We start from the raw sequence: 26,448 nt of genomic DNA, 5'->3' as shown, positions 1-26,448 counted from the left end.
TGAGAAAGAGAAAAAGATGAGTGCAATCGTTGACATCGTCGGCCGCGAAATTCTCGACAGCCGAGGCAACCCCACCGTCGAGTGCGACGTGCTGCTCGAGTCGGGCACCATGGGCCGCGCGGCCGTGCCTTCGGGCGCATCGACCGGTTCGCGCGAAGCCATCGAGCTGCGCGACGGCGACAAGAGCCGCTATCTCGGCAAGGGCGTGCTGAAGGCGGTGGAGAACATCAACACCGAGATCTCCGAAGCCGTGCTCGGCCTCGATGCCAGCGAACAGGCTTTCCTCGATCGCACGATGATCGACCTGGACGGCACCGACAACAAGGCGCGCCTGGGCGCCAACGCCACCCTCGCCGTCTCGATGGCCGTGGCCCGCGCCGCGGCCGAAGAGTCGGGCCTGCCGTTGTACCGCTACTTCGGCGGCATGGGCGGCATGCAGCTGCCGGTGCCGATGATGAACGTCATCAACGGCGGCGCGCACGCCAACAACAGCCTCGATCTGCAGGAATTCATGATCATCCCCGTGGGCGCCAAGAGCTTCCGCGAGGCCGTGCGCTACGGCGCCGAAGTGTTCCATGCGCTCAAGAAGATCCTGGGCGACCGCGGCATCAGCACGGCGGTCGGCGACGAAGGCGGCTTCGCTCCCAGCGTCGAGAGCCACGAAGCGGCCATCCAGCTGATCCTGGAAGCCATCGACAAGGCTGGCTACACCGCTGGCGAGCAGATCGCCCTCGGCCTCGATTGCGCCGCGAGCGAGTTCTACAAGGACGGCAAGTACGTGTTGTCGGGCGAGAACCTGTCGCTGTCGGCCGAGAGCTGGACCGACATGCTCGCCAACTGGGTCGACAAGTACCCGATCATCAGCATCGAAGACGGCATGCACGAAGGCGACTGGGACGGTTGGAAGCACCTGACCGAACGCCTGGGCAAGCGCGTGCAGCTGGTGGGCGACGACCTGTTCGTCACCAACACCAAGATCCTGCAAGAGGGCATCGACAAGGGCATCGCCAACTCGATCCTGATCAAGATCAACCAGATCGGCACGCTCACCGAAACCTTCGCCGCCATCGAGATGGCCAAGCGCGCAGGCTACACGGCCGTCATTTCGCACCGCTCGGGCGAAACCGAAGACAGCACCATCGCCGACATCGCCGTGGGCACCAACGCCGGCCAGATCAAGACCGGCTCGCTCTCGCGTTCGGACCGCATCGCCAAGTACAACCAGCTGCTGCGCATCGAAGAAGACCTCGGCGACATCGCCAGCTACCCGGGCCGCGGCGCGTTCTACAACCTCAAGTGATGCCAGCCACCCGGCTCGCCAGGCCGCGCACTTCGCCGCTCCCTTTGGAACGGCAGCGCGGCGGCCTCGGTGTGCGGGTGGGTTAGACAGACGCTCATGCGCGCGCGCTTCGTTCCCCCCATCGTCCTGCTGCTCCTGCTGGCCGTCCTTCAGTGGCAGCTGTGGAACGGGCGCGGGAGCGTGCGCGACGTGCAGCAACTGCAGACCAAGCTGACCGACCAGAAGGAAGCCAACGCCAAGGCCACGATCACCAACGAACGCCTTGCCTCGGAGGTCAACGACCTCAAGGACGGGCTCGAAATGGTCGAAGAACGCGCTCGCGCGGAACTCGGCATGGTCAAGCCGAACGAAGTGTTCGTGCAAATCGCGCACTGACCCTTCACCACTTCGCCTGCTGATGCCCGAGTTCCTCTCGGCCCCTGCCTTTGCGCTCTGGGGCTCCCCCGTCAGCTGGCTCGAACTCGTGGCCGCCGTTCTCGCGCTCGCGATGGTCGGCTGCAACATGCGCGAGATCCACTGGGGCTGGCCGCTGGCCATCGTCAGTTCGCTGCTCTACGTCGTGGTCTTCGCCAGGGCGCGCATCTACGGCGATGCGTCGCTGCAGGTGTTCTTTGCCTTCGTCGCGCTGTGGGGCTGGTTCCAATGGCTGCGCGGCCATCGCAGCGACGGCAGTGCGCTGCATGTCAGTCGGCTGTCGTCGCGCGGCATCACGCTGACCCTGGCCGCCTGCGCCATCGCGTGGCCCGCGGTCGCCCTCTTCCTTCGCCGTTTCACCGACACCGACGTGCCGTGGTGGGACGGTTTCGCCACCGGCCTCAGCCTCGTCGGCCAGTTCCTGCTCGGGCGCAAGTTCATCGAGAACTGGCTCATCTGGCTCGCGGTGAACGTCGTGAGCGTGGGCCTGTTCATCCACAAGGGCCTGTGGCTCACCGTCGGCCTGTACGCCGTGTTCGCCGTGCTCAGCGTGGCCGGCTACCTGGCATGGCGGCGGCGCCTGCCGGCGCTGGAGCGCGCATGACGCCGATGCTGCCGACCGGCTGCGTCATCGCGGTGCTGGGCGCCGAGAGCACCGGCAAGACCGAACTGGCACGCGCCATTGCGCAACGCCTGCAGGAGCGCGGCATTCCCGCCACGCTGGTGGGCGAATACCTGCGCGAATGGTGCGATCGCGAAGGCCGCACGCCGCGCCCCGACGAGCAGCAGGCCATCGCCGACGAACAGACGCGCCGCATCGACATCGCCGCCGCAACAGGCGTGGTGATCGCCGACACCACCGCGCTCATGACCGCGGTCTACAGCGAGCAGCTCTTCGACGACCGTTCGCTCTACGCCGACGCCCTCGCAGCCCAGCGGCGCTACGCCATCACGCTGCTCACAGCGCTCGACATTCCCTGGGTCGGCGACCACCTGCGCGACGGCCCCCATGCCCGCCAGCCCACCGACACGCTCGTGCGCGCAGCGCTGACGGGCGCGAAGCTCTCGTTCACCGTCGTGCACGGCACCGGCGGCGAGCGCCTGGCCAACGCGTGGAATGCCATCAACTCGATCGCCAGCGGCGAAGACCGCGAAACCCGCGCACGCGCGCGCGGCAAGGCCGATGCAAAGCCCGCCGCGTGGACATGGCCTTGCGAGAAGTGTTCCGACCCGGAATGCGAACATCGGCTTTTCACAGACCTGATCGGGCGGCGCGAATAAGCACACGCCGCCGTTCTTCTTCAACGGAGACCTGATGCCCCTGCACCCCGCCCCGCGCACCGCCTCCCTCCTGCCCCTCTTCATCGCCGCGCTGCTGTCGGCCGGCCCGTCGCTCGCGGCCCCAGTCGCCGCCACCATCGAAAACGGCACCACGACCACCGCCTGCGCCGAGGAAGACAACGTTTCCATGGTGCTGCGCGGCGAGGGCATCCGCCACATGCGCATCGAGGCGCTGCAGCCCGACTACCTCGACAAGATCGGCAACGACGTCACCGCGCCCGACTTCTCGGGCTGCAATTTCGACGGCGGCGCACACCCCACCGACCCTGCGCACCGCTTCAAGAAGCGCACCGTGGTGCTGCTGGACAACGCCGAGTGGCGCATCGTCGGCATGACCCTGCCGACCTTTTGGCGACCGCAGCGCGTGCCGGTGCAGGTGGGTGCACGCAACGACCGCGGCTTTCACCTGCTGCAGGTGTTCAAGAAGGAGAACGGCAAGGCGCTCGAGGCGATCGTGCTGTACCCCTCCGACGGCTACTGGCGCCTGAAGCCGCTGCCCGAGGCGCGATTCGGCGATGGTGTGTACGGTTCATCGTTCCTGCTGGGGCCGGTCGAGCAGGCGGGGCGGCCAGTGGTGAACATCGCGTCGATCCGCGTAGCGACGAAGCCGCTGGCGATCCACCTGCGCTTCACGAACGGCGGCAGCGCCGTGGCGCGCGTGGAGGAGATCAGCCGCAAGCGTACGGCGCTGGACGTGACGCTGTCGAAACCCACGGCGAGTACGCAGCCCTTCGCGGTGCTTCGCTCGATGTACGTCACGCCCGACAACGCGGACATGAGCGAAGTGCGCTGGCAGGAATCGCCGAATGCCGCATCACAGGCCAGGCCGCTGCCCGAGGTGAAGTCCTTGCAGGCCACGCAGGTGCGCTTCGGCCGCAGCCTGCCCTCGAAGCACAACACGAGCGCGCCCGACATCGAGTTCAGCGGCTTCGACGATGAGGCCCGCTAGGCAGAACTAGCCCGCGCGCCGGACCTCGCCCGGCGTCACGCCGAGCACGCGGCGCATGCACCGCGCCATGTGGCTCTGATGCGAGAAGCCGCTCTCCAGTGCCACGAGGCTCGCCGGCATCGCGCTGCGCAGCAGCAGTCCGCGGGCACGGTCCACGCGCCGGTGCACCACGTACTCATGCACCGGCAGGCCGGTGGAGCGCTTGAACTGCGTCTTCAGGTGTGAGGCGCTCAGGCCCGCGATGTCCGCCAGCGCGGACAGCGACAGATCGCCATCGAGATTCGCCTCGATGTATTCCGTCACGCGCCGCAGTTGCGGCCGCGACAGCCCTTGCACGGACGCCGTCTCGATCTTCTGCCCGGCGATCAGGTGCACCGCCAGCGCGGTGCCCAGGCTGTCGGTGTACAGCGTGCCGTTCGGAAAACCCGCGCGCCGCTCTGCATCGAGCGCCAGGGCGATGTGCTCGATCTGTGCATCGCGGAACTGGTGGCGCTCGCCGAGCCGCGCACGCTCGGCCGGCAGCCCCATCTCGTCGGCGGTGCGCTGCAATAGCGATGGCGCCATGCGCACGACGATCGAGGTGCTGGGCGCCTCCTCGTGCCAGACGTCGGTCGCGCCGGCCGGCAGGATGTCGAGGTCGCCGCGCGTGTAGAGGAACTTGTGCAGCCGGCAGGCGCCCGGCACCGGTGCGCCCGCGTGGAGCTTGATGCGGTGGTCGGGCAATGCCTCGTAGCCGACCACGCCGGCCGGGGTCTGGCGCATGTCGACGCGCAGACCGGAGGGGGCGGGCATCACGAAGCTGTCGGCCGTCAGTGCCAGATCGGTGGTGTAGCTCATCCGGAAGATTATCTGCCGCGACCGCACTGCATGCCATCGTCCGTTTGTGCTCCGGCACGGCCGAACGTGCGCGACCGTTCGCGGGGCAATCCCGATCATTCGCAGCCATGAACTCCACTCGTTTCAAGGCATGTGAATCATGAACAAACCCTACGCGGGCAAGAAGGCCGTCATCACCGGCGGCACCATCGGCATGGGACTGGCGACGGCGCAGGCGCTGCTCGACGGCGGCGCCGAGGTGCTGGTGACCGGGCGCAATCCGGAGAACCTCGAAGCGGCACGCCACACGCTCGGCCCGGGCGCGCATGTGCTGGCATCCGACACTGCCTCGCTGGCCGACATCGACACCCTCGCCGCCACGGCACGCGAGCGCTTCGGCCACATCGACCTGCTGCACATCAACGCGGGCATCGCGACGCTGGAGCCTTTCGAGCAGGTGACCGAAGCGGGCTACGACCGCGCGTTCGCGATCAACACCAAGGGCCCGTTCTTCACCGTGCAGCGCCTCGCGCCGCTGATGCCGCCGGGCAGCGCGATCGTCTTCACCTCGTCCATCGCCGATGAGGGCGGCATGCACGGCATGAGCGTCTACAGCGGCACCAAGGCCGCGCTGCGCTCGTTCGCCTCGGGCTTCGCGGCCGAGCTGGTGACACGCGGCATCCGCGTCAACGTGGTGAGTCCCGGCTTCATCGACACGCCCACGCTCGGCATCGCCGATGCGACGGCCGAGGAGCGCGCGGAGTTCATCCGCATCGGCGACCAGATCACGCCGATGCGCCGGCACGGCACCGCCGCCGAAGTGGCGCGCGCAGTGCTTTTCTTCGCATTCGAGGCCACCTTCACGACCGGGGCCCGGCTTACCGTCGATGGTGGGCTGGGGCAGAACCTCACGCCGGCTGCGGACTGAAATCAACACCCAAGGAACACATGACATGACAGACGTTTCTCTCATAGGCCTCGGCCCCATGGGCATGGCCCTCGCGCGCGCCCTGCAATCGAAATTCACGCTGACGGTATGGAACCGCACCGCCGAACGCGCGACATCCCTGTTGAACCAGGGCACGGTGCTCGCGCCGACCGCGCTCGCCGCAGTGCAGGCCAGCCCCGTCGTGCTGGTCTGCGTGGCCGACTACACGGCGTCGCGCGCGATCCTCGCCGCACCCGGCGTGGCCGACGCGCTGCGCGGCAAGGTACTGGTGCAGCTGAGCACCGGTACCCCGCAGGACGCGCGCGAAGACTGGGCCGCCCTGAGCGGTGTGGCCTACCTGGACGGCGCCCTGCTCGCCACGCCCGGCCAGATCGGCCGGCCCGACACGCCGCTCTTCATCTCCGGCGAGGAACGCGCCCTCACCGCCTGCCGGCCGGTGCTCGAAGCCGTTGCCGGAAACATCCAGTACATGGGCGAGCCCATCGGCAACGCGGCTGCGTGGGACCTGGCCACGCTCTCGTGCATGTTCGGCGCGATGAGCGGTTTCTTCCACGGCGTGCGCATCTGCGAATCCGAAGGGCTGGGGGTGGACGCCTTCTCGCAGATGATCGGCGCGATCTCGCCGGTGCTCGGCGAAATGATCAGCGCCGAGGGCCAAGCCATCCACGCCAACCGCTATGGCGAGCCCGAGAGCTCGATGGCCACCTGCGCGGGCTCGGGGCGGCTTTTCGTGAAGCAGGCGCGGGAAGCTGGGCTCGATGCGAGCTTTCCGGAATTCCTGATGGGGTTGTTCGAGCGGTCGTTGGATGCGGGTCTTGCGAACGAACGGTTGGCGGCGATGGTGAAGGTGATGCGTTAGCCTCGCTGATGTCGCTGCGCAGCATTGCGATAACTGGATTCCCCGCGTCATAGAACTGCAACCACGCGACGTTCCTGCTTTGAAGCGGCAGCGTGCTCTTCCACTGCACTGCGATGGACTACGGGAACGCGCCGTACCGCTTCAACGATGCCGATGCCGATGCCGATGCCGCATGCCGTTTGGCTGAATATTCCTGGCGGCTGCGAGGAACATCCGTCACCACAGACGCCCTTTGGTTTGGCCTAGCTTCTCGACGCACTGCGCCAAGGCCTTGGCGCGTTCCTCGCGCAGACGCAGCCAGCCGTCGGCTTGCCATGTGCTCCAAGCCACCGGCTCCGACTGATAGAAGCAATTGGCCGGCATGGGCGGAAGACCGAAGTGCAGGCTTGCCAAGGCCAAGCCTGCGCTGAACTGCAGGCGGTACAACTCGTCCTGGCCCGACAAGTTTTCGTAGACGAGTCGCCATGCGCCGGGATTGATCGGTGCGTCGGCCTCGGCAGGCAACTGCGCGGCAGCAACCATGTCTTCACGCGTCCACCCGCTTTCGCTGCGGCCCCGCTCCAGTTCCTTCCACGCTCGGGCCGCATAGACACGGGTGGCGATCTCATTGAGCGCCTCCGGTAATTCCTTCATGCTGGGGTTATTCGCCCATGGCTGCCCTGCCAGTTCCAATACCGGGTCGCCGACCAGGTTGTCCTTGGAGAAGCCTTCTGCCGCGAAGCCGCCTACCCGCCCCGTGACCGCCGCAAGACCGACATTGAGCGCCACCTGTGCCGCAACGGCACGGCCCGTGTGATCGCGGCGCACGATGCGCAACCGATCGAAGCCGTCGGGATAAGACTTGCTGCGCAGACGCACCTTGGTCGTGCCCACCGGCACGAGGCCGTCGGCTGCGGCGTAACTGCTCAGCGCGGGCGCCGAGGCAGCCGCTTCGTCCGGTTGGGTCGCTGCCAGCGGCGGTTGGGTGACGCATGCGGTCAGGAGAAGTGCGATGCCGAGCGCACCCCGTCGCAGGGCAGCAGTGTTCATTGATATTTTTTCTGTCTTTGTTTGCATTGGAAAAACCTCCCTTGATCAAAAGCTCGCGTTCAGATTGAAGCCGAGCGTGACCTTCGCGGTGCGATAGCCCTCGGGCTTGCTGATGGGTGCACCAACGAAGAAGTCGTAGCTCAACTTGCTCCACTGACCGCGCACGCCGACCACGGCACCCGCCAGGTTCCGGCCGAGCGTGTCGATGGTGGAGCGCCCGCCGACATGGCCATAGTCAGCGCCGGCGTAGAGCTCTGCCCCGCTCTGCCCCATGGCCCAGCCAACGTCGTTGCGCAGCAGCCAGCCGCGGTCGCCCATCAGGTTCGTCTCGCCGTCAAAGCCGCGCACCGTGTAGCGTCCTCCGATGGCGAAGCGGTCTTGCGGTGTGAGGGGCGTGCGGTTCCACTGGGCGCGAATCAGGCCGGAGTACCGAAGCTTTTGCTCGCCGAGCTTGAATGGCGCATTGAGGCTGATGTCGGCGGTGTAGAGCTTCAGGCGCGAGGTCCCCTCACCGAACTCTTCTTCCGGTGCAGCGCGCGAACCGAACCCTCCGGTGCCGCGCTTGTAAGCCAGCGTGCCTTCGAGCGTCGCCTCACCGATGTACTCCTTGTGGTTCAGGCTCAGCTCCCAGCCACCGACCACGCGGTGCTGTACCTCAATCTCCTGGTCTTCGATGAAGCTGCGTGACTCGCGGCGAAAGCCCTTGATCGCCACCGTCGTCTTGCGGCTCTGATCACGGTAGACCAGGCGCGAGAGCTTGACCTCGGCGTTGTTGGTCTTGCCGGCATAGACGATGTCGGTGTTCAAGCCCGCAACGCTCTGGTGGTACTGGCTGTTCGATGCCGTGAAGCCGAGCATCCAGTAGCCGAAGGGCAAGGAGTAGTGGGCGACTTGACTTTCGGTGCCATAGCTCGGCTCCGAAAGGAAGTGGCTGTTGATGCTGTGGTTGGCGCTGACGTAGAACAGGTCGTTCAGGCCCAAGGGGTTGTCAAACGATGCCGTAACGCCGGCTTGATTGCGGCCTGTGGCCTTAGTGCCGCTGTCGTCCAGGCTCAGATTGACGCGCCATTTTTTGGACTGCACGTACTTGACGACAAGATCGCTGTCGCCGGGCCTGGCGTTCGGCGCTGTCGATGGTTCGATCTGGATGTCGGCCTCAGCGGTGGGCGCGCGCTTCAAGTTCTCTAGACCTTGCTCGATATCGCGCAGGTTCAATAGATCGCCGACGCGTGCAGGGATGGCGGTTGTCAGCAATGCGGAACTGCCGAGCAACGTGGACGAAGAATCCGGCGTCAGCCGAATGGCGGCAATACGGCCGGGCACCAGAGAGAGCGTCAATGTGCCACTGGAGAGATCCTGCGGCGCGGCCAGCACGCGGGTCGTAACGTAGCCGCGGGCAATGGCGGCTTGCTGGGCTCGTGCGAGGACCACGTTAACACCGGCTGTGCCGAGACATCGGCCGATGGGCGAGTCATTGCCCTCGGGTCCTGAAAGATCGGCAACCACCCATTGGAAAGCGTCGGCCTGCTCGCCGACCAACAGCACACGGTCGATGCGAAAGCACGGGGACTCGGATTCGGGGATGCGTTGGGCGGGCGCCGGCGGGGCCGCCTGCGGGCGTTGCTCGGCAGCGCGTTCATTCAGCTCGCGCAAGGCGCGTTCACGCTCCTGCTGGCGTTGCTGCTCGACGAAGGGCTGCGGCGTTGTTGAGGATTGCTGGGCAAAGGCCAGAAGTGGGCTGGCTGCCATAGCAGTCGCCAGCAGTTTGCATTTCAAATCAGACTCCCCTTTATTATTTATTTCATTTCAAATTTCAAAGCAAATTCACCCTTCAATTCGTCTTGAGGATTTTATTTAAAATCAGATCAATTAATTAAACCTCAACAACCATAAAGGCAGTGTCCAATTTCTCAATGCTTTCCAGGTTCATCCATATTTCATTTTCACGCTTCTTGTGAAACGTGAAGGTCACATCGGGGCCAAACTCTTCTTCGGGAGGAGTTATTCCAAAATAAATCACAACATTTTCATCAGATCTTCGCCTCCAAATTTTCACAAATTCCTCAAAAAATAAAAAGCCAATAGGAATTGTAGATTTTTTCTTGTCGCAAAAATCCTGCAAATGAAATCCATTTACGGATGCTTCGCATCTTGATCTGTTGCCATATCGATGAAAATTAAACTTCCCTCTCGATTCTGGTTTTACGAGATAATCGAAAAATACGCAGCCCTGCAGCTCGAGAAAAGGAAGACTCAAAAAAGTGCTCTTCAATTTATCTGGAATCAAAGGGCGAGGGCGATTTTCGAAAAAATACCCTTCCATTAGTTTGCTTGTAAATATTTTCATGATCTCTAATCATATTTGATGCCAAGAACATCCATGGCTTTCTTGATGCCTCGCTCAAATGTGGAATTCTCAAGAAGCTTTTGAATCTTTCTAGGGGCAACAATAGTGGTATTTTCTTCGTAAAATTTTTTCGTATTTGCGTCATAGTAGTATTTTTTATTGCTCGCATCTTGGTAATGTATTTGCCCAGGATCTTCTCCGGGTCTAGCATTTTCCACGTCTATTCGAGACGCATCATCTTTACCCTTCCATTTTGTGACGCTTCCAGACGTTTGAGTCCCCTTTGCACCAAGCATTTCTCCATTATAGGTTTGCAGAGAGTCATAAAACCTCCCATCTTCGCCCTTATAGAATCTTCTCTCGCCTTGTGCCTTATTGGGTGTGGCTAGATATTCTTCTTGGCCATTGATATTTTTTGCCCCAGTGGGTTTTGCATTGGGCAACTCTGTCGACTCATACGCGCAAGTGTTGTGAACCCAAACGCCTTCATCTCCTGCTTCACCTTTAATAAAGTAAGTATGAAAATCGGCAACACTTAGGTTATAGGCTTCTAATGGTTCGATAGCACGTCGTACTTCCTTCACCGTGAGCCAGCTTCCGCTACTGCCCAACAGGCGGTATCCCACCTTCAGAGTCGCCGCATCAACCCATTGCGCACGAAGGATCGGGCCCCGGTAGTCATGACCTTCGGACGCCTTGGGCAGCACAGTCTCGCTCTCGATACTCGACACCTGCGCAAAAAACGGGTGAACGGTGTTGGAAACAATAATCTGCGACCGGCCCATTACATCCTTCACGCTGACGTAAACCGTCTCCTTGTACGAGTTGCTGTAGTGCGCCAGGACAGACTTGTATCTCGACGCTCCACTGTCCTCATCGCGCGCATAGACGCTGTCACCGACTTGTATGTCCTTGATCTGTACATAGCCGGCTCTTGTTTTGACCAGCATGTCGCCCCGGAAAGAGCAGTTGCCCTTGACTGGTTTTCCGCCCGAGGGAGCTTTAGGTGCAGACCCTCCAAGTTTTTTATCCAGCAGCGCTGCAGTTCCTCCAGCCAGCATGGGCATTGCACTGGAGATTGCTGCACCCAAGCGGTCCTGGAAACTGGAGGCGTCCTCCCACGTCCCAAGTTTTTCGTACAGCTCAGTCATATCCCTGACTTGCTTGTCCAGCAACTCAACCACCAACTCTTTCTTCGCTGACGTATCGGCGTATAGGTAGGAGGTGATGAGATTGTTGAGCGTCACGCTCGCGCTGTTGGCGAGAGCCGTGCAATCGGTGAAGCCGCCGGAACTTCCGCAAGCTGCCGCAATACGCCCGGCTTGCCTTTCGGCATCCCGCATCATCTCTTCGCGCAATCTCGGGAGATCACAGCTCCGACTCGCCCCGCTTGAACAGGCTCGCAGCTCCTCCATCAGCTTGGCCGAGCCACGCAAGCTCAACGCGTTGTTCGCCGCCGCATTGGCGCCTGCATCGCCGGCAAGATTGATTTCGTTCGCATCCATCCCCGCCAGCGCCGCGCCGATACCGGCAAACATCCGTGCCAACTCGACCGCACCGGGCTTGATGTTGCCGAATTCGTCACGGCCGTAGACATTGCCACTGATCTCGCCCAGTACGGCGCCGAGTGCCCCCGCCCCGCAACCACTCCCTTTGTCTGCCTTGGCCACGCCCACAGCGCAGCCAGCAATGGCGTGCGCCAAGGCTTGCGTGAGGCTGTCCAGTTTTCCTGCTTCTTTCAGTTCACCAATCTCAAACGCCGTCTGCGCAGCCACGGTATCGAGGATCGCGCTTGCGAGGCCAGCCTTCAGGGCTTTCTCAAAATTGCCCCCGTTAATCGCAGAGCCGATGACCGCACGCGCCACCCCTGCCTGCAGGTTTTGGCCGAGTTGGGTGAAGAACTGTTGACTCCCGCCGCCCGGCGTAGGCAGGCCTGTGGGCGTCAGATTGAGCCCGCCCAATACCCCGCCGGTGACGATGGCGTTCAACAAGTTCTTGACGTTGGCGCTGCTCCCCAAGTCTTGTAGCGTCTTGCCGATGTCACCTTGGTTATTGATGAGCGAAACAGCCACCTGACTTGCCAGGGCGGTGATTCCGGCAGTAACCGCGCCACCCACGACACTGGAAATCGTAGCGCCGGCCCCCGTGAGAAAAGCCCCACCGCTCGTCAGTGCTACGCCTTGACCTGCCCCCACTGCAGCGGCATTGCCAGCCGCGCCACCGATGCTCGAGGCCGCACCCGCCGTGAAGTACGCGGCCACCAACGTCACAATGGCCGCCCCCTCCGGCGTCAATCCTTGCTGGCTGTGGTTCCAGTTCTTGTGAGCTTCCTCGACCTTGGTCCAGTCGATCTTGTCCTTGAGCTTGGGGTCGCTGGTGATCTGCTTGACCCAGTCCATGCCCGGCTGCTTGGCCAGTTCTTCGATGCTGTCTCTGGCCCCAAGCCCGGCCTGGATGCGATTCGCCGTGACCGCCAGATTTCCAGCATTGAACTGGTTGTAGTTCGTGGTCTGGTCGCTCTTTCCCTTGTCCTTGATCTTCTGATAGGCCAGATCGCGCCCTTGGCTGGTGGTCTGCTCTCTGTGCTCCGTCGTCTGCGTGCCCAGGATGAGTTGATCGGCCTCCAGCGTCAGCTTGCCGGGCGTGTTGACTGTCGTAGCGGCCATCGCCAACGTATCGGCCGCCGTGATATTCACGTTGGCCCCATTGATCGTGGTGCGCGTCAACGTGCTGTCCTCGATCTTGGTCTCGGTCGTCTTCTTCGCGTTGATGCCCGTGCTCGGGTCATGCCAAAGAATCTGGCCCGGCTCGATGCCCTTGGTGCGGGAGCCGGTCGTGCCGGTCACGGCGTTGCTGTTGGCGGCCGCCTGGATGACGACATTGCCGCCGTTGATGTTGACGTCCTTGGCCGCATCGATCTGCGCGCCTTGAAGGAAGACATTGCCGCCTTGAAGCAATACGCCCCCCTGGCTGCTGCTGATCGTGCTGGCCGAAGCTGTATCCGACTTGATCTCGACACCCGTGCTGCTGTTCTTTCCGTAGGGCAGCGCCGGAATGATTGGATTGCCCGTGAGCAACCCCGCCATGCCGCCAATGCCCCGCTTGTTCTGCTCGAACTCTGCCTGGGCATTCGAGGTATTGCGTCCCTCGACCACGGACAAATTTCTGCCGACGATGATCGCCACACCATCTTTGCCGCTGATGCTCGATCCCTCCATGGTGAAGTCGCGCTTGGCATTCATGAACACCGTGCCGCCCGAGAAACTGCTGCCCACGCTCGTGCTGTTGTCGAAACCGCCGGATACCTTGTTGTCCGTGCGGCTGAAGGTGCTCTTGTCCTTCCACTGCATCGCGTAGTTGCCTGCGACCTTGGACTCGCCCGACTCGATGTTGATGTCGCGTTCCGCGCGCACGCTCAGAAGGCTGTCCCCCGCGTTCACCGTGGCTTGTCGCGCATTGACATCGCGGTCGGCCTTGAGCAACGTGGTCCCGTTGGTGGAGATCGTGCTGCCAAGTTCTTGCGAACTGGCGATGGCCATGGACATGCTGAAGCCGACGCCGATCTGCACCCGTGTTTCGGTCACCGTTCCCAGGTTGATGTCGTTCTTGGCGGTGATGGAGGTGTAGCCTGCCTTGCCCTGGTTCGAGATGATTGCGCCAATCAGATTCACGTCGCGCCCTGCACTCGCCACCAGCGTGCCGCCAGGGTCGGTGACGTAAAGTCCCGCGATGCGGTCCACGTTCGTGTTCAAGCCATTGGTCTGAGTGGTGGTGCGGACATTGATGTCGCGCCCGGCATCGATCTTCAAGTTGTCGCGGGCATCAATGACGCCGCCGATGTTGTTCAGATCGGTCTTGGCGTTCAAAGTCACATCGCCACCGCTGATGCGACCGCCCAGATTGTTGATGTTGTCGGCATCGATCTTCACCAGGCTTCGGCCAGCGATGGTGCCGGTATTGACGAGATCACCGCTGCCCTTGATCCTGAGCGTGTCGGCGCTGAGTACCGCACCGTTGCCGTCGATGTCTCCAGGCCGAACGCGGACGTAAACCTGTGGTAACAGCGCCTTTTGCGTGCTGCCATCCGGCAATGTCACCGTTTGCTCGACCAGCCAGACGATATCGCTGGTGAGCTGCGCCATCTGCGCCGCACTCAGGCCGATGCCTGGGCAAAGACCGTATTGCTTGGCAAACGTTGCACCCGCATTCATCAACGCGGTGTACTGATCTTCATCACTGCTGTAGCCGTCAAGATACCGGTACCCAGTCAACTGGGCCAGCTGTTCACGGATCAGCTTCTGCTCGTAGAAGCCATCTCCAAGACGCTTGAGGATGTTGTTCGGATCGAGTCCAAGGTTGTTCAGCAGATAGTCGCTGCTCAGCCAGTTTCGGTAGTTCGCAAATCGTGGATCGGTCTCGATCAGATAGCGACCGCTTGGTCCTCCGTGGAGGTTGAACAGACTGGCTTGTGGAATGGAGGCATTGGGAACACTGGTGCGCACGACCATTGGAATGGTCCGTGTGGCGCCCGCTTGAGCGGTCGATGACGCACCGCTCGTCGAGCCTCCGCCATCGACGATGCCGGCACTCGCGGAGCCGGACAGTGCAGTCGTTATGCCACGCGCGCCGTCAGCGCCATTGGCCGCGTTCGCTCCGGATCCTTGTGTCTTGACCACGGCACCGACATTGGAGTGGACTTCGATGATCGCACCCGATCTTGCTCCCCCGCCGATGCTGCCGGCACCGCCAGAGCCGCTGCTGACGTTGCCAACGTTGGCGCTCCCCGCGTCATAGCCCCGCGTGGCGTTGAGGTTCTGCTGCGGTTTGTAGTCCGTGAGGCGGTACGTTTCGGTAGTCGTCGTTGGGGGAATAACGATGGGCGCCTCCGGCCCCTCTCCAGGACGATTCGGGTTGTAGCCGATCCACAACCCACCAATGGCGGTCACCTTCTTGCCTGACGTCGCCTGGTTGTCGACATCGGGAGCATCCAACGCACCACCAGCCATGACTTGACTGTCACGGTTGTACAGTCGTCCATCGATGCGCATATTGCCACCTGCGACGATCCGTGCGGGATCTGCATCGGCCGCCACATCCTGGTTCACGATGATGTTGGTGACTGTGTTGGTCCAGCCCTTGCCGACCACGCTGACTGTTCCATTTGCGGCTCGGTGATAGACCAGTCGCGTGCTCGGATCGCCCCATGTGTCCGCGATGTCCCAGGTCTTTCCGTCTGTGGTGATGATGCCGGGGAGGGAAACGGCGTTGCTGGTGCTTGTCACCCGCAGATGCGTGTCGATGTTGTTGATGCTGCCCATGGCAACCGACATATTGTCAAGCGACTCGATACTGGCACTCTCATTGTTGAGCGTGCCGCCCTTGCCGACGGCTTGACGACTCGCATCCAGGCCGCCACCAATAAACATGTCGCCCGAGCTGAAGAGCAACGCGTGCTCGCGGTTGTTGATGGTGCCCGCACCGATGTCCAAAGTATCGCGCGCCGCAATCGCCCCGGCCTTGGTGATGCCGTTGGCAGTCTCTGCGTCGTTGTTGAGCGTACCGACACCGACGGAAACTGCGTCGCCATAGATGCGACCGGTGCCGATGTTGCGGAGGGTACCGGTATTGATTTGCGTCGCCCCCTTGCTGTCGATCAGGCCACGGTTCGTGAGCATGCCGCTGGCGTTGACGATGGTGTCCGTACCCGACATCTCCGCATTGGCGGTGTTGTCGACGTTGTGGCCGCCCACCGTGAGCGTCTGGCCCGCCAGCAACTTCCCATTGTTCGTGAAGTTGCCGGTGGTGGTGTAGCTCAGGTTGCCGTTGGCGGCCACCTCACCGTTGTTAACGATGTCCTGCTTGAGCGCAATGCTCAGGTCCTTGCCCGAGACCGCCCGGCCATCGCCGCTGAAAGTCCCCACATCGATCTTCAGGCTCTTGTCGGCCACCAGCGTGCCACCGCTGTTGACGAGGTTCAGCGTCTTGGCACCGGGGTTCGCGCGGTTGGGATCGAGAATGCCCAGTTCGTTGCCTGCCGAGATCAGGCCGTTGGTATTCGTGACAGTGCCGCCGCTGGTAACGGTCGTGTCGACGTCCGCCCGAATGGCGCCAGACGTGTTGTTCAGGCTGCCCGTGTTGATCGCAACGCTCTTGCCTTCGATGCCCCGGTCCTTGCCTTGGGTCCTGTCGTTGGCGACGCTGCCTGCGTTGAGGGTGGTCGTTGCCGCAGACCGAATCAAGCCACCGGTATTGGCAATGTTGCCTGCGCCGATGTCCAGGTCGCCCACGGCGAGTGTCTGGCCACCGCTGTTGTCGTAGCCGCCGTTGGTGTTGATTGCCACCCTGGATTGGCCAAGCATCGTGCCAGCGTTCGTGTTGGAGAAAGCCTGCGTATTGGCGGTCAGCGCCTTCTTCGCGCCGATGAAGCCGGCGGCGTTGTTGACCGTCCCGCTCTTCAGGTCCAGCGTGTCCGCGCTCGTGATACCGCCTTGCTTGGTGCTGTAGCCGGCCGCGTTGGTGTTGGTCAGCGCCTTGCCATTCGTGTCGATGGTCATCGCGCCGCCGGACTGGATCAGGCCGGCATCGTTCGCAAGCCCCCCTGAGTTCACTGCAACCGTCGTGGTCGCGGCCAACGTGCCTCGCGCGTTGTTCAGCGTATTGCCGCGCGTGTCCACGGACAGGCTGTCCCCGAGCACTTTGCCGCCGACGTTGCTCAGTCCGCCGTTGAGCAATGTGGTCTTGGCACCCGCTTGCAGCGTGCCAGCATCATTCGTCGTCGCGCCCGTGGTCGTGACGCCCAGCTTGCCCTTGACTGCCGCAACGGCTCCGCTCCTGTTGTCCAACGTATCGGCAACGAGCGTGGTATTTCCGTTGGCCGCCAGCGTGCCTTCGACGTTCGTTGCAACACCGCTGACGGTGGCGCCCAGGTCGCCAACAGCAGTCACGCTACCGGCGTTGTTGTTCAGGCTTCCGGCCGCAGCCGTGGTGTTGCCACCCGCGCCGATCAGGCCCTTGTTGCTGTTGTCGAGCAAGCCTCCAACCGTCAATGCAAGGCTGGAAGTTTCGGTTGCGCGGAGGGTTCCGCCTTGGTTGATCCAACTTCCCGCGGCGACATTCATGTTGCCGTTGCCGGCAATCGTCCCCGCACTGTTGTCCACTGCGCCGACGACGGCAATGCGCGTTGCATCGGCACCGGTCTGCACGATCTGCCCGTCACGGTTTCTCAACGAACCCGCATCGATGGTGACCCGCTTCGCGCTGGTCGTTCCTCCGTCCTGGTTGAACGCACCCTTCATCGCAACGGCCAATGCACCGTTGGTCGTGATCTGACCGTTGGTGCCGCTGTAGTTGCCGCCCGCAATGTTCAGCGTGCCAGTACCGGCATGCTCGATCTTGCCAGCCGTGTTCGTGATCGCATTCGCTTGAAGCGCCAAGTTCTGGCCGTTGCTAGCAATGCGACCGCCGTCATTGTTGAGCGTGCCGCTCATCGCGATGGTGGTCGCTCCTGTACCGATCTGCACGATCTCCCCGCCATCCGTGTTGGCAAGGTTCGAGAGCTTCAGGTCGAGCTGCTTCGCGTTGAGCTTGCCGGCGTCGTTGAGGAGGCTCTGCGCTGCGTCGCTGTTGGCGGTTACGCTCAAGATGGCTGGCGTGACGACCGTGGCCTTGCTTGTGATCACGTCACCTTGCGTCGCGGTGACTGCGATGTTCGCGGCGCTGGTCTGGCTGGCTGATATGTCGACGCTTGCACCTTGCAGCATGGCATTGCCGGCCGCGAGGTTCGTGCCGCGTGCGACGAGTGCACCATCCGCAGTCACGCTCAAGTCACCTGTCGTGCCCAGCTTGCCATCGCTCTGGATGCCTGCGCCCAGCACACCCGTGCTGCTGCTTTGCACGCTGCCGGCTTTGATGGTGGTGTTCCGCCCGGCCGTGATGTTGCCGTCGTTGGCCAGTTGGCCCCCCACGGCGACGCTGGCGTCGTTGCCACCACGCAGGCTGCCGGCATTGGCCAGAGTGCCTGCCTTGATGCCCAGATCGGTTGCAGCTCCTACAACGCCCGAACCGTTGTTCAAGGCCCCGCCTACGTTCAAGCGGGCTGCAGCCTGTGTCGACTGAACCGCGCCCTTGTCGTTGACCAGCGAGCCGGCATCGAGCACGAGCGTCTGGTTGGCGACCAGCGTGCCTGTGGTGTTGTCCACCGCCCCCTGGACATTTGCCGTCAGGGTGTTCAACGCGGAGACGGCACCGCCTGCGTTGTCCAGGCTCCCGGCGTTCAGGGTCGTGTTGCCGTTCGCGGCGATGGTGCCGCCCTTGTTGCTGGTGGTGCTGCTCGTGGTGCTCGATGCATCGCCCGCAGCTGTGACACGTCCAGCATCGTTGTCGAGGCTGCCCGCCTGGAGCGTCGTATTGCCGCCAGCACTCATCTCGCCCTGCCGGTTGTCCACCAAGCCAGCCACCGTGACCGTCAGGTCCGATGTCTGCGCGGCCCGCAAGGTGCCGCCCTTGTTGTTCAGGCTCGCAGCGGTGAAGGCCAGACTGCCATTGCTCGCCAGCGTGCCGCCGCCGTTGTCGATGACGCCCGAGGTCGTGATCCTGGTGACGCCTGTGCCGGTCTGGACAATCTCGCCGCCCCGGGTGTTCGCGATGTTCGAGACCTTGAGGTCCAACAGATTCGCGTTGAGCTTGCCGCCTTCGTTGACCAGCGTCTGACCGGTCTGCGCATTGGCCGTCACGCTCAGGGTGCCCGGTGTGACGACCGTGGCATTGCTCGTGGTCACATTGCCCTGGATTGCGGTGACTGCGATGTTGGCCGCGCTGGTCTGGCTATCGGAGAGGTCGACGCTCGCGCCTTGCAACGTGGCGTTGCCGGCGGCGATGTTGTTGCCGTTGGAGACCAGTGCGCCGGAGGTCGTGACGCGCAGATCGCCTGCTGCACCCAGCCTGCCGTCGCTTTGCACGCCCGCACCGAGCACACTGGCGTTGCCCGATGCGATGCTGCCTGCTGTGATTGTGGCGTTGCGACCTGCAGTGATGCTGCCGTCGTTGGTCAGTGCATCACCGACTGCGACGGTGACATCGTTCGCACCGCGCAAGCTGCCACCATTGGCGAGCGAGCCCGCTTGGACATTCAGGTCCGTGGCCGCACCGATGGTGCCACCGTTGCCATTGACCAGCCGGTTGTTCACCGCGAGCTGCATGCCAGCCTGGGCCGACTGAATGCTGCCCTGCGTGTTGTCCAGTGAGCCGGTGTTGAGCGTCAGGCCTTGATTGGAAGCAAGGGTGCCATCCGTGTTGTTCGTCGCGCCCGCCACGGTCGCATTCAACGCACCTGTCGCAGAGATCGCTCCGCGTGTGTTGTCCGCCTTGCCGCCGACGGTGAGCGAGGTGCCGCTGGCGCTGGTCAGCGCGCCACCGACGTTGATCAGGTCGCCGCTCGTGGCAATGTTCAGCTTGCCCGCATTCAGCTTGCCGCCGCTGTTGTCGAAGCGATCGACATTGGCGTTGAAGCCGTTGGTGACATTCAACGTTCCGCCGCGGTTGTCGAAGGTGGGCTGGTTGACCCTCATGCTGGCGAGGCTCATGGTCCCGCCGTTGTTGTTGATGTTCGCGCTCTGCAGCGTGATCGCTCCGCCCGCGTAGACGCGGCCGCCGTCGTTGAGGATTGCGCTCGCCGCAGTGACCATGCCCGGCGACGGCGGCACATATGGCGCAGGCGTGATGGTTCCAGCGGTGCCGGGTCCGCCCGCTGCTGCAGGTGTCTCCGGAGTGGCGGTGCCACCGCCCGTGCCCGCACCAGTACCCGTGCTGCCGCCGGGCTGCGACGGCGACAGCACAATCGGCTCCAGGCCGATCACGCCGCCGCTGGCGTTGCTCAAAGTCGGCGCGGAAATCTTCAGCGCCGCGTTGCTGGTCTGACGGATGGTGCCGCCGTTGCGGTTGTCGACGTTGCCTGCCGCGCTAGCCAACTCGACGCGCGCCCCTTCGAGCGTGCCGCCCGCTCCGTTGAAGGAATTGCCCAACGTGTCTTGCGTCGCGACCTTCAGGTTGCCTCCACTGGTGATGCGACCGCTGTTGGCAAGGCTCGCTGCGGCAAGGTTGGCATCGGCCGTGGCCTGGATCGTGCCGATGTTTTCGAGCCGGCCCGCGCTTTTCACCACGAGTTGCCCCGCGCCTGCCATCGCGGGCGTGCCCGGCGCGGTCTGGATCGTGCCGACATTGCGAACCCCAAGTCCGGCCTCGGTCCCTATGAGCACGATCTTGCCGGCGTACATGCCACCAAGCGCGGCTACGTCGAGCGCAAAGGTGGGCGTCGTGCCGGTGCCCGTGGTTGCGCTGATCTGGTTGTGATCGGCCGAGACCTGATTGGCGCCGGTCACGACTTTCAATTCACTGGCCCAGATGCCCGCATTGGCTTCCACAGCTCGGGCAAGAATGGCCGCGTAGTCGGTCTTGCTGGCATCGAGGCCCGCACCGTTGATGGTGATGGTGCCGCCACGCACGAGAAAGCTGTCGAGACCGCCGAACGCATTGAGCTGAGGCAGGCCCGTGGTCAGCGTGGCGCGGCTCGCGTTGATGAAGCCCGCGCCGTCCACGTTGATTCCGGCCGGATTCGCAATGATGATTTCTGCGCGCTGGCCCGCAACCTCCATGTAGCCGCGAAGCTGGCTCACATTGCCGCCGTTGACCTCGGTCAGGATGATCCGCGCCGGGCCTCTGGCGAGGAACGGGTTGCCCTGAACGATGCCGCCGAGCTGCGTCTGCGCATTCGTCCGGCTGTTGTTGAAGATCGCGCCGTTGGGCCCGACGTTGAACTGGTTGAAGACGTTGCGCGAAACACCCGCTGCCGAAGGCGTCTGGATGTTGATCAGCGGCACGCCGTTGGGCGCCAGCAGCACAGTGGGACGCAGGTTGCCGGGAACGTTGGGGGCACCCACGATCTGGGCCTGTCCGGGTAACGTCACCAGCGCGCCGAACAACACGACGGCAGCCGCCACCCTCGCTGGTGCTGTTGCTGGCGATCCATCCGTTGCCTTATTGGCCCCCTTGCTGTCGCTTGCCGCTGTTTCTTGCACCACCATGCGGATACCGCGCGCACGGTTGAAGACGACTCTATAAAGCGACTTGTTCATGTTTCTTTTCTCCCCTGGGATCGCGCAACGTGACAGCCAAGCGCGGCGTAGGAGCAACATGCTGGCCCACTGACACAGGCATCAGTGGATCCGGATTTTCCGGGGACCTCCGCATAGCAAATGTCAACAAGATTCAACGCGCACAGATTCAAACGGCATGCGCAATAAATGTCACACCGTCGAATCAATCGGTGAGTCTTTAGGTTGTATCGACGTGATCGACTGTGGCTCGACTGCTACCGTTCCACAGGCAGTTCAAGCGACTTTCCCCTCACACTCCTGGGGCTACTTTTCAGTCCGTCAGGCGCCTCGCGCTCTGGCGGGTTTCTTTTTGGCATTGACTCCCCGACATGCAGGAAGTCGCCCAATTAAGTAGTCTCACGCGGACCGGCGTGAGCGACCCGGCATGGCGGGTGTTTCGCTGGAAGTGCTGCCGAGCCGGACTCGAATCGGCACGCAACGACATAGCCATCAGCGGTGGCGTCTTGCGCACCTCCGCTGACATCAGTGCGACTTACTGAACGATCGGACTGCCCGGAATCTGATCCGTAGGCGGCCTGAAGATCTGTGCCGCATCGACCGCATCGAAGCGGTACTGCTTGCCGCAGAAGTCGCAGCCCACCTCGATGTCGCCGCGCTCGGCCAGGATCTCTTCGGCTTCCTCCACGCCGAGCCCGCGGATCATCTGCGCCACGCGCTCGCGGCCGCAGGTGCATGCGAAATGCGGACCGAGCAAGCCGGCCTGCGGCTCGAAGCGCAGCAGCTTCTCTTCCCAGAAGAGGCGCCGAAGGATGGTCTCGATGTCGAGCGTGAGCAGCTCGTCGCGCGTCAGGCTCGAGGCCAGGATCGAGATGCGGTTGTAGTCCTCGTTGCGGCCGATCTGGTCTTCGTTGGCCTGGTCGCGGTCTTTGTCCGAGGTGCCTTCGAGGTTGCCCTCGCCCTTCACCGGCAGGCGCTGGATCAGGAGGCCCGCCGCCACCTTGTCGTCGGCCGCGAGCACCAGCGTAGTGTCGAGCTGCTCGCTCTGCAGCATGTAGTGCTGCAGCACGTCGCTGAGCTTGCCGAGCTTCTCGCCTTCGTCGCCGAAGAGCGGCACGACACCCTGGTACGGCGTGGCGCCCGGGAGCTTGTCCTTCGGGTCGAGCGTGATCGCGCAGCGGCCCTTGTTGCTCACGTTGACCATGTCGGGCAGGCGCGCATCGGCCGGCAGGTCGCCGATCACCTTGGCGGTGGCGCGCAGGCTCAAATCGGGCTTGGCCTCGGCCACGGCCACCTTGACCGGACCGTCGCCGAAGATCTGCAGGATCAGCGCGCCATTGAACTTGATGTTGGCCTGCATCAGCGTGGCCGCGGCGGTCATCTCGCCAAGCAGTTCGGCCACGGGCGGCGGGTAGGCGCCGGTGGCGGTGTTGGAGGCGCGCCGCGCAAGGATCTCCTGCCACGCATCTGTCAGGCGCACGATCATGCCGCGCACCGGCAGGCCATCGAACAGGAATTTGTGCAGCTCGCTCAAAACGGATTCTTCTTTCTGTTGGGCCTGCGCGGGGTCAGGCGATTTTCTTGAGGCCCTTCGCGTAGCGAACGGCATTTTCGACGTAATGCTCGGAACCGTGACGCAGCCGGGCAGCGTCTTCGTCGCTGATCGTGCGCATCACCTTGGCGGGCGAGCCGAAGATCAGGGAATTGTCGGGAAACTCCTTGCCCTCGGTCACCACGCTGCCGGCGCCAACGATCGAATTGCGGCCGATCTTCGCGTTATTCAAGACCACCGCCTGGATGCCGATGAGCGAGTTGTCGCCGATGGTGCAACCGTGCAGCATGACCTGGTGGCCGATGGTGACGTTCTCGCCCACGGTGAGGGGGCTGCCGGGGTCGGAGTGCAGCATCGACATGTCCTGCACATTGCTGTTGCGGCCGATGGTCATCGTCTCGTTATCCCCGCGCAGCACGGCACCGAACCAGATGCTGGCGTTCTCGCCCAGCTTCACGTTGCCAATCACTTCCGCGCTGTCGGCGACCCAGGCGCCGGTGGCGAGTTGCGGCGCAACGCCGTCGAGTTCATAGAGGGCCATCGTGGGGTCTCCGGGGGCAAAAACTAGAATTGTAGGGATGCACCCCCGATTGAGCGCGCTGGCCGCGCTGAGACTGACCGATCCTGAACAGAAGGTGGCTGCAACGCACGCCACGGCGGCGCTGGCCGCTACCGATTCCATAGCAACCGACCCTATCCGCACCGAAGGCGATGACCTGGGCGTGCCGGGCCGCCCCGAGAAGCCGGTCCGCGTGTCCGCCACGGCGGTGCAGAAGCGCTCGCCCTTCACGCCCGAGGGCCGCGCCTCGCTGATCCATTCGATCTGCCACATCGAGTTCAACGCGATCAACCTCGCGCTCGATGCGGTCTGGCGCTACGACGGCATGCCCGAGGCCTACTACCGCGACTGGCTGCGCGTGGCCGACGAGGAGGCGCTGCACTTCACGCTGCTGCACGCGCACCTGCAGAACATGGGCTGGCGCTACGGCGACTTTCCGGGCCACGACGGCCTGTGGAACATGTGCGAGAAAACGAAGGACGACGTGCTCGCCCGCATGGCGCTGGTGCCGCGCACGCTGGAGGCGCGCGGGCTCGACGCCACGCCGCTGATCCAGGCGAAGTTGAAGCGCGTCAACACGCCCGATGCACTGCGCGCGGTGGAAATCCTGGACATCATCCTGCGCGACGAGGTGGGCCACGTCGCCATCGGCAATCACTGGTACCGCTGGCTCTGCGAGCGCGCGGGCCTCGATGCCGAAGCGAACTATCCGGCGCTCGTGGCGCGCTACGACGCGCCGCGGATCAGGCCACCCTTCAATCTCGAAGCCCGCGAACGCGCCGGCTTCACCGCCGAAGAGCTGCGCGCCTTGACCGGCGGCAACTACACATGAACATGGCCACTGCCTCCGTGATTTCCGACCAGACCTGGTCCCGCGCCGACCTGCTCGCCTGCCTGCAAGGCCGCGACGCGCCCCTGCATTTCGAGCGCTGCAACTTCGAAGAAGCAGACCTTTCCCGGCTCGACCTGCGTGGCGCGCAGTTCACGCTGTGCAATTTCGCCGAAGCATCTTTCGAGCGTGCCCTGCTATCGGAAACCCGCTGGACTGGATGCAGGGCGCGGCAAGCCGACTTCGGCCTCGCAGACCTCACGAATGCGCGTTTCCAGGACTGCGATCTGAACAACACCCAATGGACGCGCGCCAAGCTCGCTTCCGCGCTGTTCACGGGCGTGAAGCTCACGGGCGCGCACTTCGCCGAAGTCTCGGCACTGGGCATCGTTTTCAAGGATTCGCTGCTGGTCGACGCCCATCTGCGCAGCCTGTCATTCCGCAAGCAGACGCTCGCGCAACTGGACTTCTCCGAAGCCGACCTGTCGGGCTGCGATTTCCGCGAGGCGGTGTTCGAGGGCGGGAGCCTGCGCAATGCGCACCTGAAGCTCGCGCGCTTCGAAGGCGCAGACCTGCGCGATGCCGACCTGGGCGGCCTGCGCTTGGCGAACGCCGCGCAGTTCAAGGGCGCGACCATCTCGCACCGGCAGGCCGCATCGCTGGTCGAAGAGCTGGGCCTGCGCGTCGTCTGAAGCCAGACTTCAGGCCGCCGTGGGCCGGCTGTGCACCACCAGCTTCGGCGTGAAGTACTGAACCACCTCGCCGCGCTGGTTGCGCGTCTGGCAGCGCATCGTCACCATCGCGCGGCCGGGCTTGGAGCGCGAGGGCGTGATGTCGACCACCTCGCTCACCACGTGCAGCACGTCACCGGGTCGCGTCGGCTTGGGCCACTGCAACTCGCCGCCCGAACCGATGATGCCGTCGGCCAGCGGCACACCGCTTTCCACCAGCAGCTTCATCGTGATCGCCGCGGTGTGCCAGCCGCTCGCCGCGAGGCCGCCGAAGAATGTGTGCTTCGCGGCCTCTTCGTCGGTGTGAAAGGGCTGCGGATCGAACTGCAGCGCGAAGGCCTTGATCTGCGCCACGTCGAGCGCGTGTTCGCCGCTCTGGAAACGGTCGCCGACCGAGAGGTCTTCGAGGTACAGCGCGCGTCTGGCGCCAGTGTCAGTGGGTGCGGCCATGAGGTCTCCTTGTCGTGCCTTCGCGCATTCTCGAACTTTCCTTCAGTCAGACGCGCTCGAGGATGGTCGCGATGCCTTGCCCGCCGCCGATGCACTGCGTGGCCAGCGCATAGCGGCCCTTCTCGCGGACCAGCAGCGACGCAGCCTTGCCGGTGATGCGCGCGCCGGTCGCGCCCAGCGGATGACCGATGGAGAGGCCGCCGCCGTCAAGGTTGATCTTCGCCGGGTCGAGGCCCAGGTCACGGATGCACGCGAGTGCCTGCGACGAGAAGGCTTCGTTGATCTCGATCACGTCGAGGTCCGCCGCAGTCAGCCCCGCGCGCGCCAGTGCCTTGCGGGTCGCGGGGATCGGGCCGATGCCCATGATGGCCGGGTCCACGCCTACGGTCGCGAACGACTTGATGCGCGCGAGCATCTGCAGGCCGTGCTTGGCGGCGAAGGCATCGCTGGTCACGAGCACGACGGCCGCGCCGTCGGTGAGCGGCGACGAGGTGCCGGCCGTCACCACGCCGTCAGGGCGGAACGCGGGCTTGAGATTGGCCAGTGCCTCGGCCGAGGTGCTTGGGCGGATGCAGCCGTCCGCATCGACCACGTCGCCCGAGGCCAAGTGCACCGGCACGATTTCGCCCGTCAGGCGCCCTTCGGCGCGCGCGGCGGCAGCCTTGCGGTGCGACTCGACCGCAAAGGCCTCCTGGTCGGCGCGACTCACGTTCCAGCGCTGCGCGACGTTCTCGGCGGTTTCGCCCATCGAGATGTAGGCGTCGGTGTTGGCCAGCAGCTCGGGGCTGGGCGAGAAGTTGAAGCCGCCCTGCGGCACCATCGTCATCGACTCCACGCCCACGCACAGGAAGGCTTCGCCCATGCCCGCCTCGATCTGCGCCGCGGCGATGTGCACGGCCTGCATCGACGAGCCGCAGAAGCGGTTCACCGTCATGCCGCCCACCTCGTGCGGCAGGCCGGCCAGCAAGCCGACGATGCGCGCGACGTTGTTGCCCTGCGAGGCCTCGGGGTAGGCGCAGCCCAGGACGATGTCTTCGAGCAGCGCGGGGTCGAGGTCGGTGCGCTGCAGCAGACCCTTGACCACGCCGGCGGCCAGCTTGTCGGGGCGCACTTCGGCCAGCGCGCCTTTCTTGGCGAAGTGGAAAGGCGAGCGGGCGTAGGCGGAAATGACGGCTTTCATGAGATGCTCCTTGAGAAAATCTACCATCCAATCGG

General features: G+C 63.6%; 18 protein-coding genes. 9 read left to right on the top strand and 9 right to left on the bottom strand.

The genetic code is table 11. The annotated features are described in order from the left end of the window. Positions 1-16 precede the first annotated feature (16 nt). From eno to ACSFA7_RS01810, 5 genes are all read left to right on the top strand, one after another. Positions 17-1,300, top strand: coding sequence for a phosphopyruvate hydratase (gene eno, locus ACSFA7_RS01830; protein ID WP_013540608.1), 1,284 nt, complete (start codon positions 17-19; stop codon positions 1,298-1,300). Positions 1,301-1,396: 96 nt separating this feature from the next. Beyond that, positions 1,397-1,675 (top strand): cell division protein FtsB, encoded by a 279-nt coding sequence (gene ftsB, locus ACSFA7_RS01825; protein ID WP_206178322.1) that lies wholly within the window; start codon positions 1,397-1,399, stop codon positions 1,673-1,675. A gap of 22 nt (positions 1,676-1,697) precedes the next feature. Further along, the gene (gene pnuC, locus ACSFA7_RS01820; protein ID WP_435497802.1) at positions 1,698-2,318 is read left to right on the top strand and encodes a nicotinamide riboside transporter PnuC; all 621 of its coding nucleotides are present in this window, start codon (positions 1,698-1,700) and stop codon (positions 2,316-2,318) included. Then, positions 2,315-2,995 (top strand): AAA family ATPase, encoded by a 681-nt coding sequence (locus ACSFA7_RS01815; protein WP_435497801.1) that lies wholly within the window; start codon positions 2,315-2,317, stop codon positions 2,993-2,995. Before pnuC ends, ACSFA7_RS01815 begins: the two co-directional genes overlap by 4 nt. 34 nt (positions 2,996-3,029) lie before the next feature. Next, positions 3,030-4,004, top strand: coding sequence for a hypothetical protein (locus ACSFA7_RS01810; RefSeq protein ID WP_435497800.1), 975 nt, complete (start codon positions 3,030-3,032; stop codon positions 4,002-4,004). A gap of 6 nt (positions 4,005-4,010) precedes the next feature. Here ACSFA7_RS01810 and ACSFA7_RS01805 read toward each other — a convergent pair whose 3' ends face one another. Further along, positions 4,011-4,841 carry an AraC family transcriptional regulator gene (locus ACSFA7_RS01805; RefSeq protein WP_435497799.1) on the bottom strand — a complete coding sequence of 277 codons (831 nt, stop codon included), beginning with the start codon at positions 4,839-4,841 and terminating at the stop codon, positions 4,011-4,013. Between the two features lie 139 nt (positions 4,842-4,980). Here ACSFA7_RS01805 and ACSFA7_RS01800 point away from each other — a divergent pair, with 139 nt between their 5' ends. After that, the gene (locus ACSFA7_RS01800) at positions 4,981-5,748 is read left to right on the top strand and encodes an SDR family oxidoreductase (RefSeq protein WP_435497798.1); all 768 of its coding nucleotides are present in this window, start codon (positions 4,981-4,983) and stop codon (positions 5,746-5,748) included. A gap of 25 nt (positions 5,749-5,773) precedes the next feature. Then, entirely contained in the window at positions 5,774-6,628 is an 855-nt protein-coding gene (locus tag ACSFA7_RS01795; protein WP_435497797.1) for an NAD(P)-dependent oxidoreductase, read from the top strand. Between the two features lie 216 nt (positions 6,629-6,844). Here ACSFA7_RS01795 and ACSFA7_RS01790 read toward each other — a convergent pair whose 3' ends face one another. The 6 genes from ACSFA7_RS01790 to ACSFA7_RS01765 form a co-directional block, all read right to left on the bottom strand. Beyond that, a complete protein-coding gene (locus ACSFA7_RS01790) occupies positions 6,845-7,657 on the bottom strand; it encodes a hypothetical protein (protein WP_435497796.1) in 813 nt (270 codons plus the stop codon). Positions 7,658-7,702: 45 nt separating this feature from the next. Continuing rightward, entirely contained in the window at positions 7,703-9,406 is a 1,704-nt protein-coding gene (locus tag ACSFA7_RS01785; protein ID WP_435498873.1) for a ShlB/FhaC/HecB family hemolysin secretion/activation protein, read from the bottom strand. 124 nt (positions 9,407-9,530) lie between these two features. Further along, a complete protein-coding gene (locus ACSFA7_RS01780; RefSeq protein WP_435497795.1) occupies positions 9,531-10,004 on the bottom strand; it encodes a hypothetical protein in 474 nt (157 codons plus the stop codon). A 5-nt stretch (positions 10,005-10,009) separates the two neighbouring features. Next, complete coding sequence (locus ACSFA7_RS01775) at positions 10,010-21,133, bottom strand: two-partner secretion domain-containing protein (RefSeq protein ID WP_435497794.1); 11,124 nt, start codon at positions 21,131-21,133, stop codon at positions 10,010-10,012. A gap of 514 nt (positions 21,134-21,647) precedes the next feature. Then, on the bottom strand, positions 21,648-22,646 hold the full coding sequence (gene hslO, locus ACSFA7_RS01770) for an Hsp33 family molecular chaperone HslO (RefSeq protein WP_435497793.1): 999 nt from the start codon (positions 22,644-22,646) through the stop codon (positions 21,648-21,650). A 34-nt stretch (positions 22,647-22,680) separates the two neighbouring features. Further along, positions 22,681-23,205, bottom strand: a complete 525-nt coding sequence (locus tag ACSFA7_RS01765) for a gamma carbonic anhydrase family protein (protein ID WP_257858968.1) — start codon at positions 23,203-23,205, stop codon at positions 22,681-22,683. A 37-nt stretch (positions 23,206-23,242) separates the two neighbouring features. Between ACSFA7_RS01765 and ACSFA7_RS01760 the strand changes: the two genes are divergently transcribed. Both ACSFA7_RS01760 and ACSFA7_RS01755 read left to right on the top strand, forming a co-directional pair. Beyond that, complete coding sequence (locus ACSFA7_RS01760) at positions 23,243-24,055, top strand: ferritin-like domain-containing protein (RefSeq protein WP_435497792.1); 813 nt, start codon at positions 23,243-23,245, stop codon at positions 24,053-24,055. A 2-nt stretch (positions 24,056-24,057) separates the two neighbouring features. Continuing rightward, a complete protein-coding gene (locus tag ACSFA7_RS01755) occupies positions 24,058-24,744 on the top strand; it encodes a pentapeptide repeat-containing protein (protein WP_435497791.1) in 687 nt (228 codons plus the stop codon). A gap of 9 nt (positions 24,745-24,753) precedes the next feature. Here ACSFA7_RS01755 and ACSFA7_RS01750 read toward each other — a convergent pair whose 3' ends face one another. Continuing rightward, on the bottom strand, positions 24,754-25,233 hold the full coding sequence (locus ACSFA7_RS01750; RefSeq protein ID WP_435497790.1) for a MaoC family dehydratase: 480 nt from the start codon (positions 25,231-25,233) through the stop codon (positions 24,754-24,756). Positions 25,234-25,279: 46 nt separating this feature from the next. After that, a complete protein-coding gene (locus ACSFA7_RS01745) occupies positions 25,280-26,413 on the bottom strand; it encodes a thiolase family protein (RefSeq protein ID WP_435497789.1) in 1,134 nt (377 codons plus the stop codon). Between the last annotated feature and the right edge of the window lie 35 nt (positions 26,414-26,448).

Source organism: Variovorax trehalosi (assembly GCF_051216415.1).
Taxonomy (GTDB): domain Bacteria; phylum Pseudomonadota; class Gammaproteobacteria; order Burkholderiales; family Burkholderiaceae_C; genus Variovorax.
The sequence above is the reverse complement of the archived record's forward strand: the minus strand, read 5'-3'. Positions and strand labels throughout refer to the sequence as shown.

Bases quoted from the DNA above. Each gene is read 5' to 3' on its own strand.
- ACSFA7_RS01760 (WP_435497792.1), top strand. From the start codon at position 23,243: ATGCACCCCCGATTGAGCGCGCTGGCCGCGCTGAGACTGACCGATCCT.
- ACSFA7_RS01775 (WP_435497794.1), bottom strand. From the start codon at position 21,133: ATGAACAAGTCGCTTTATAGAGTCGTCTTCAACCGTGCGCGCGGTATC.
- ACSFA7_RS01780 (WP_435497795.1), bottom strand. From the start codon at position 10,004: ATGAAAATATTTACAAGCAAACTAATGGAAGGGTATTTTTTCGAAAAT.
- ACSFA7_RS01800 (WP_435497798.1), top strand. From the start codon at position 4,981: ATGAACAAACCCTACGCGGGCAAGAAGGCCGTCATCACCGGCGGCACC.
- ftsB (WP_206178322.1), top strand. From the start codon at position 1,397: ATGCGCGCGCGCTTCGTTCCCCCCATCGTCCTGCTGCTCCTGCTGGCC.
- ACSFA7_RS01805 (WP_435497799.1), bottom strand. From the start codon at position 4,841: ATGAGCTACACCACCGATCTGGCACTGACGGCCGACAGCTTCGTGATG.
- ACSFA7_RS01815 (WP_435497801.1), top strand. From the start codon at position 2,315: ATGACGCCGATGCTGCCGACCGGCTGCGTCATCGCGGTGCTGGGCGCC.
- ACSFA7_RS01755 (WP_435497791.1), top strand. From the start codon at position 24,058: ATGGCCACTGCCTCCGTGATTTCCGACCAGACCTGGTCCCGCGCCGAC.
- ACSFA7_RS01745 (WP_435497789.1), bottom strand. From the start codon at position 26,413: ATGAAAGCCGTCATTTCCGCCTACGCCCGCTCGCCTTTCCACTTCGCC.
- ACSFA7_RS01750 (WP_435497790.1), bottom strand. From the start codon at position 25,233: ATGGCCGCACCCACTGACACTGGCGCCAGACGCGCGCTGTACCTCGAA.
- ACSFA7_RS01790 (WP_435497796.1), bottom strand. From the start codon at position 7,657: ATGAACACTGCTGCCCTGCGACGGGGTGCGCTCGGCATCGCACTTCTC.
- eno (WP_013540608.1), top strand. From the start codon at position 17: ATGAGTGCAATCGTTGACATCGTCGGCCGCGAAATTCTCGACAGCCGA.
- ACSFA7_RS01810 (WP_435497800.1), top strand. From the start codon at position 3,030: ATGCCCCTGCACCCCGCCCCGCGCACCGCCTCCCTCCTGCCCCTCTTC.
- ACSFA7_RS01765 (WP_257858968.1), bottom strand. From the start codon at position 23,205: ATGGCCCTCTATGAACTCGACGGCGTTGCGCCGCAACTCGCCACCGGC.
- ACSFA7_RS01785 (WP_435498873.1), bottom strand. From the start codon at position 9,406: ATGGCAGCCAGCCCACTTCTGGCCTTTGCCCAGCAATCCTCAACAACG.
- pnuC (WP_435497802.1), top strand. From the start codon at position 1,698: ATGCCCGAGTTCCTCTCGGCCCCTGCCTTTGCGCTCTGGGGCTCCCCC.
- ACSFA7_RS01795 (WP_435497797.1), top strand. From the start codon at position 5,774: ATGACAGACGTTTCTCTCATAGGCCTCGGCCCCATGGGCATGGCCCTC.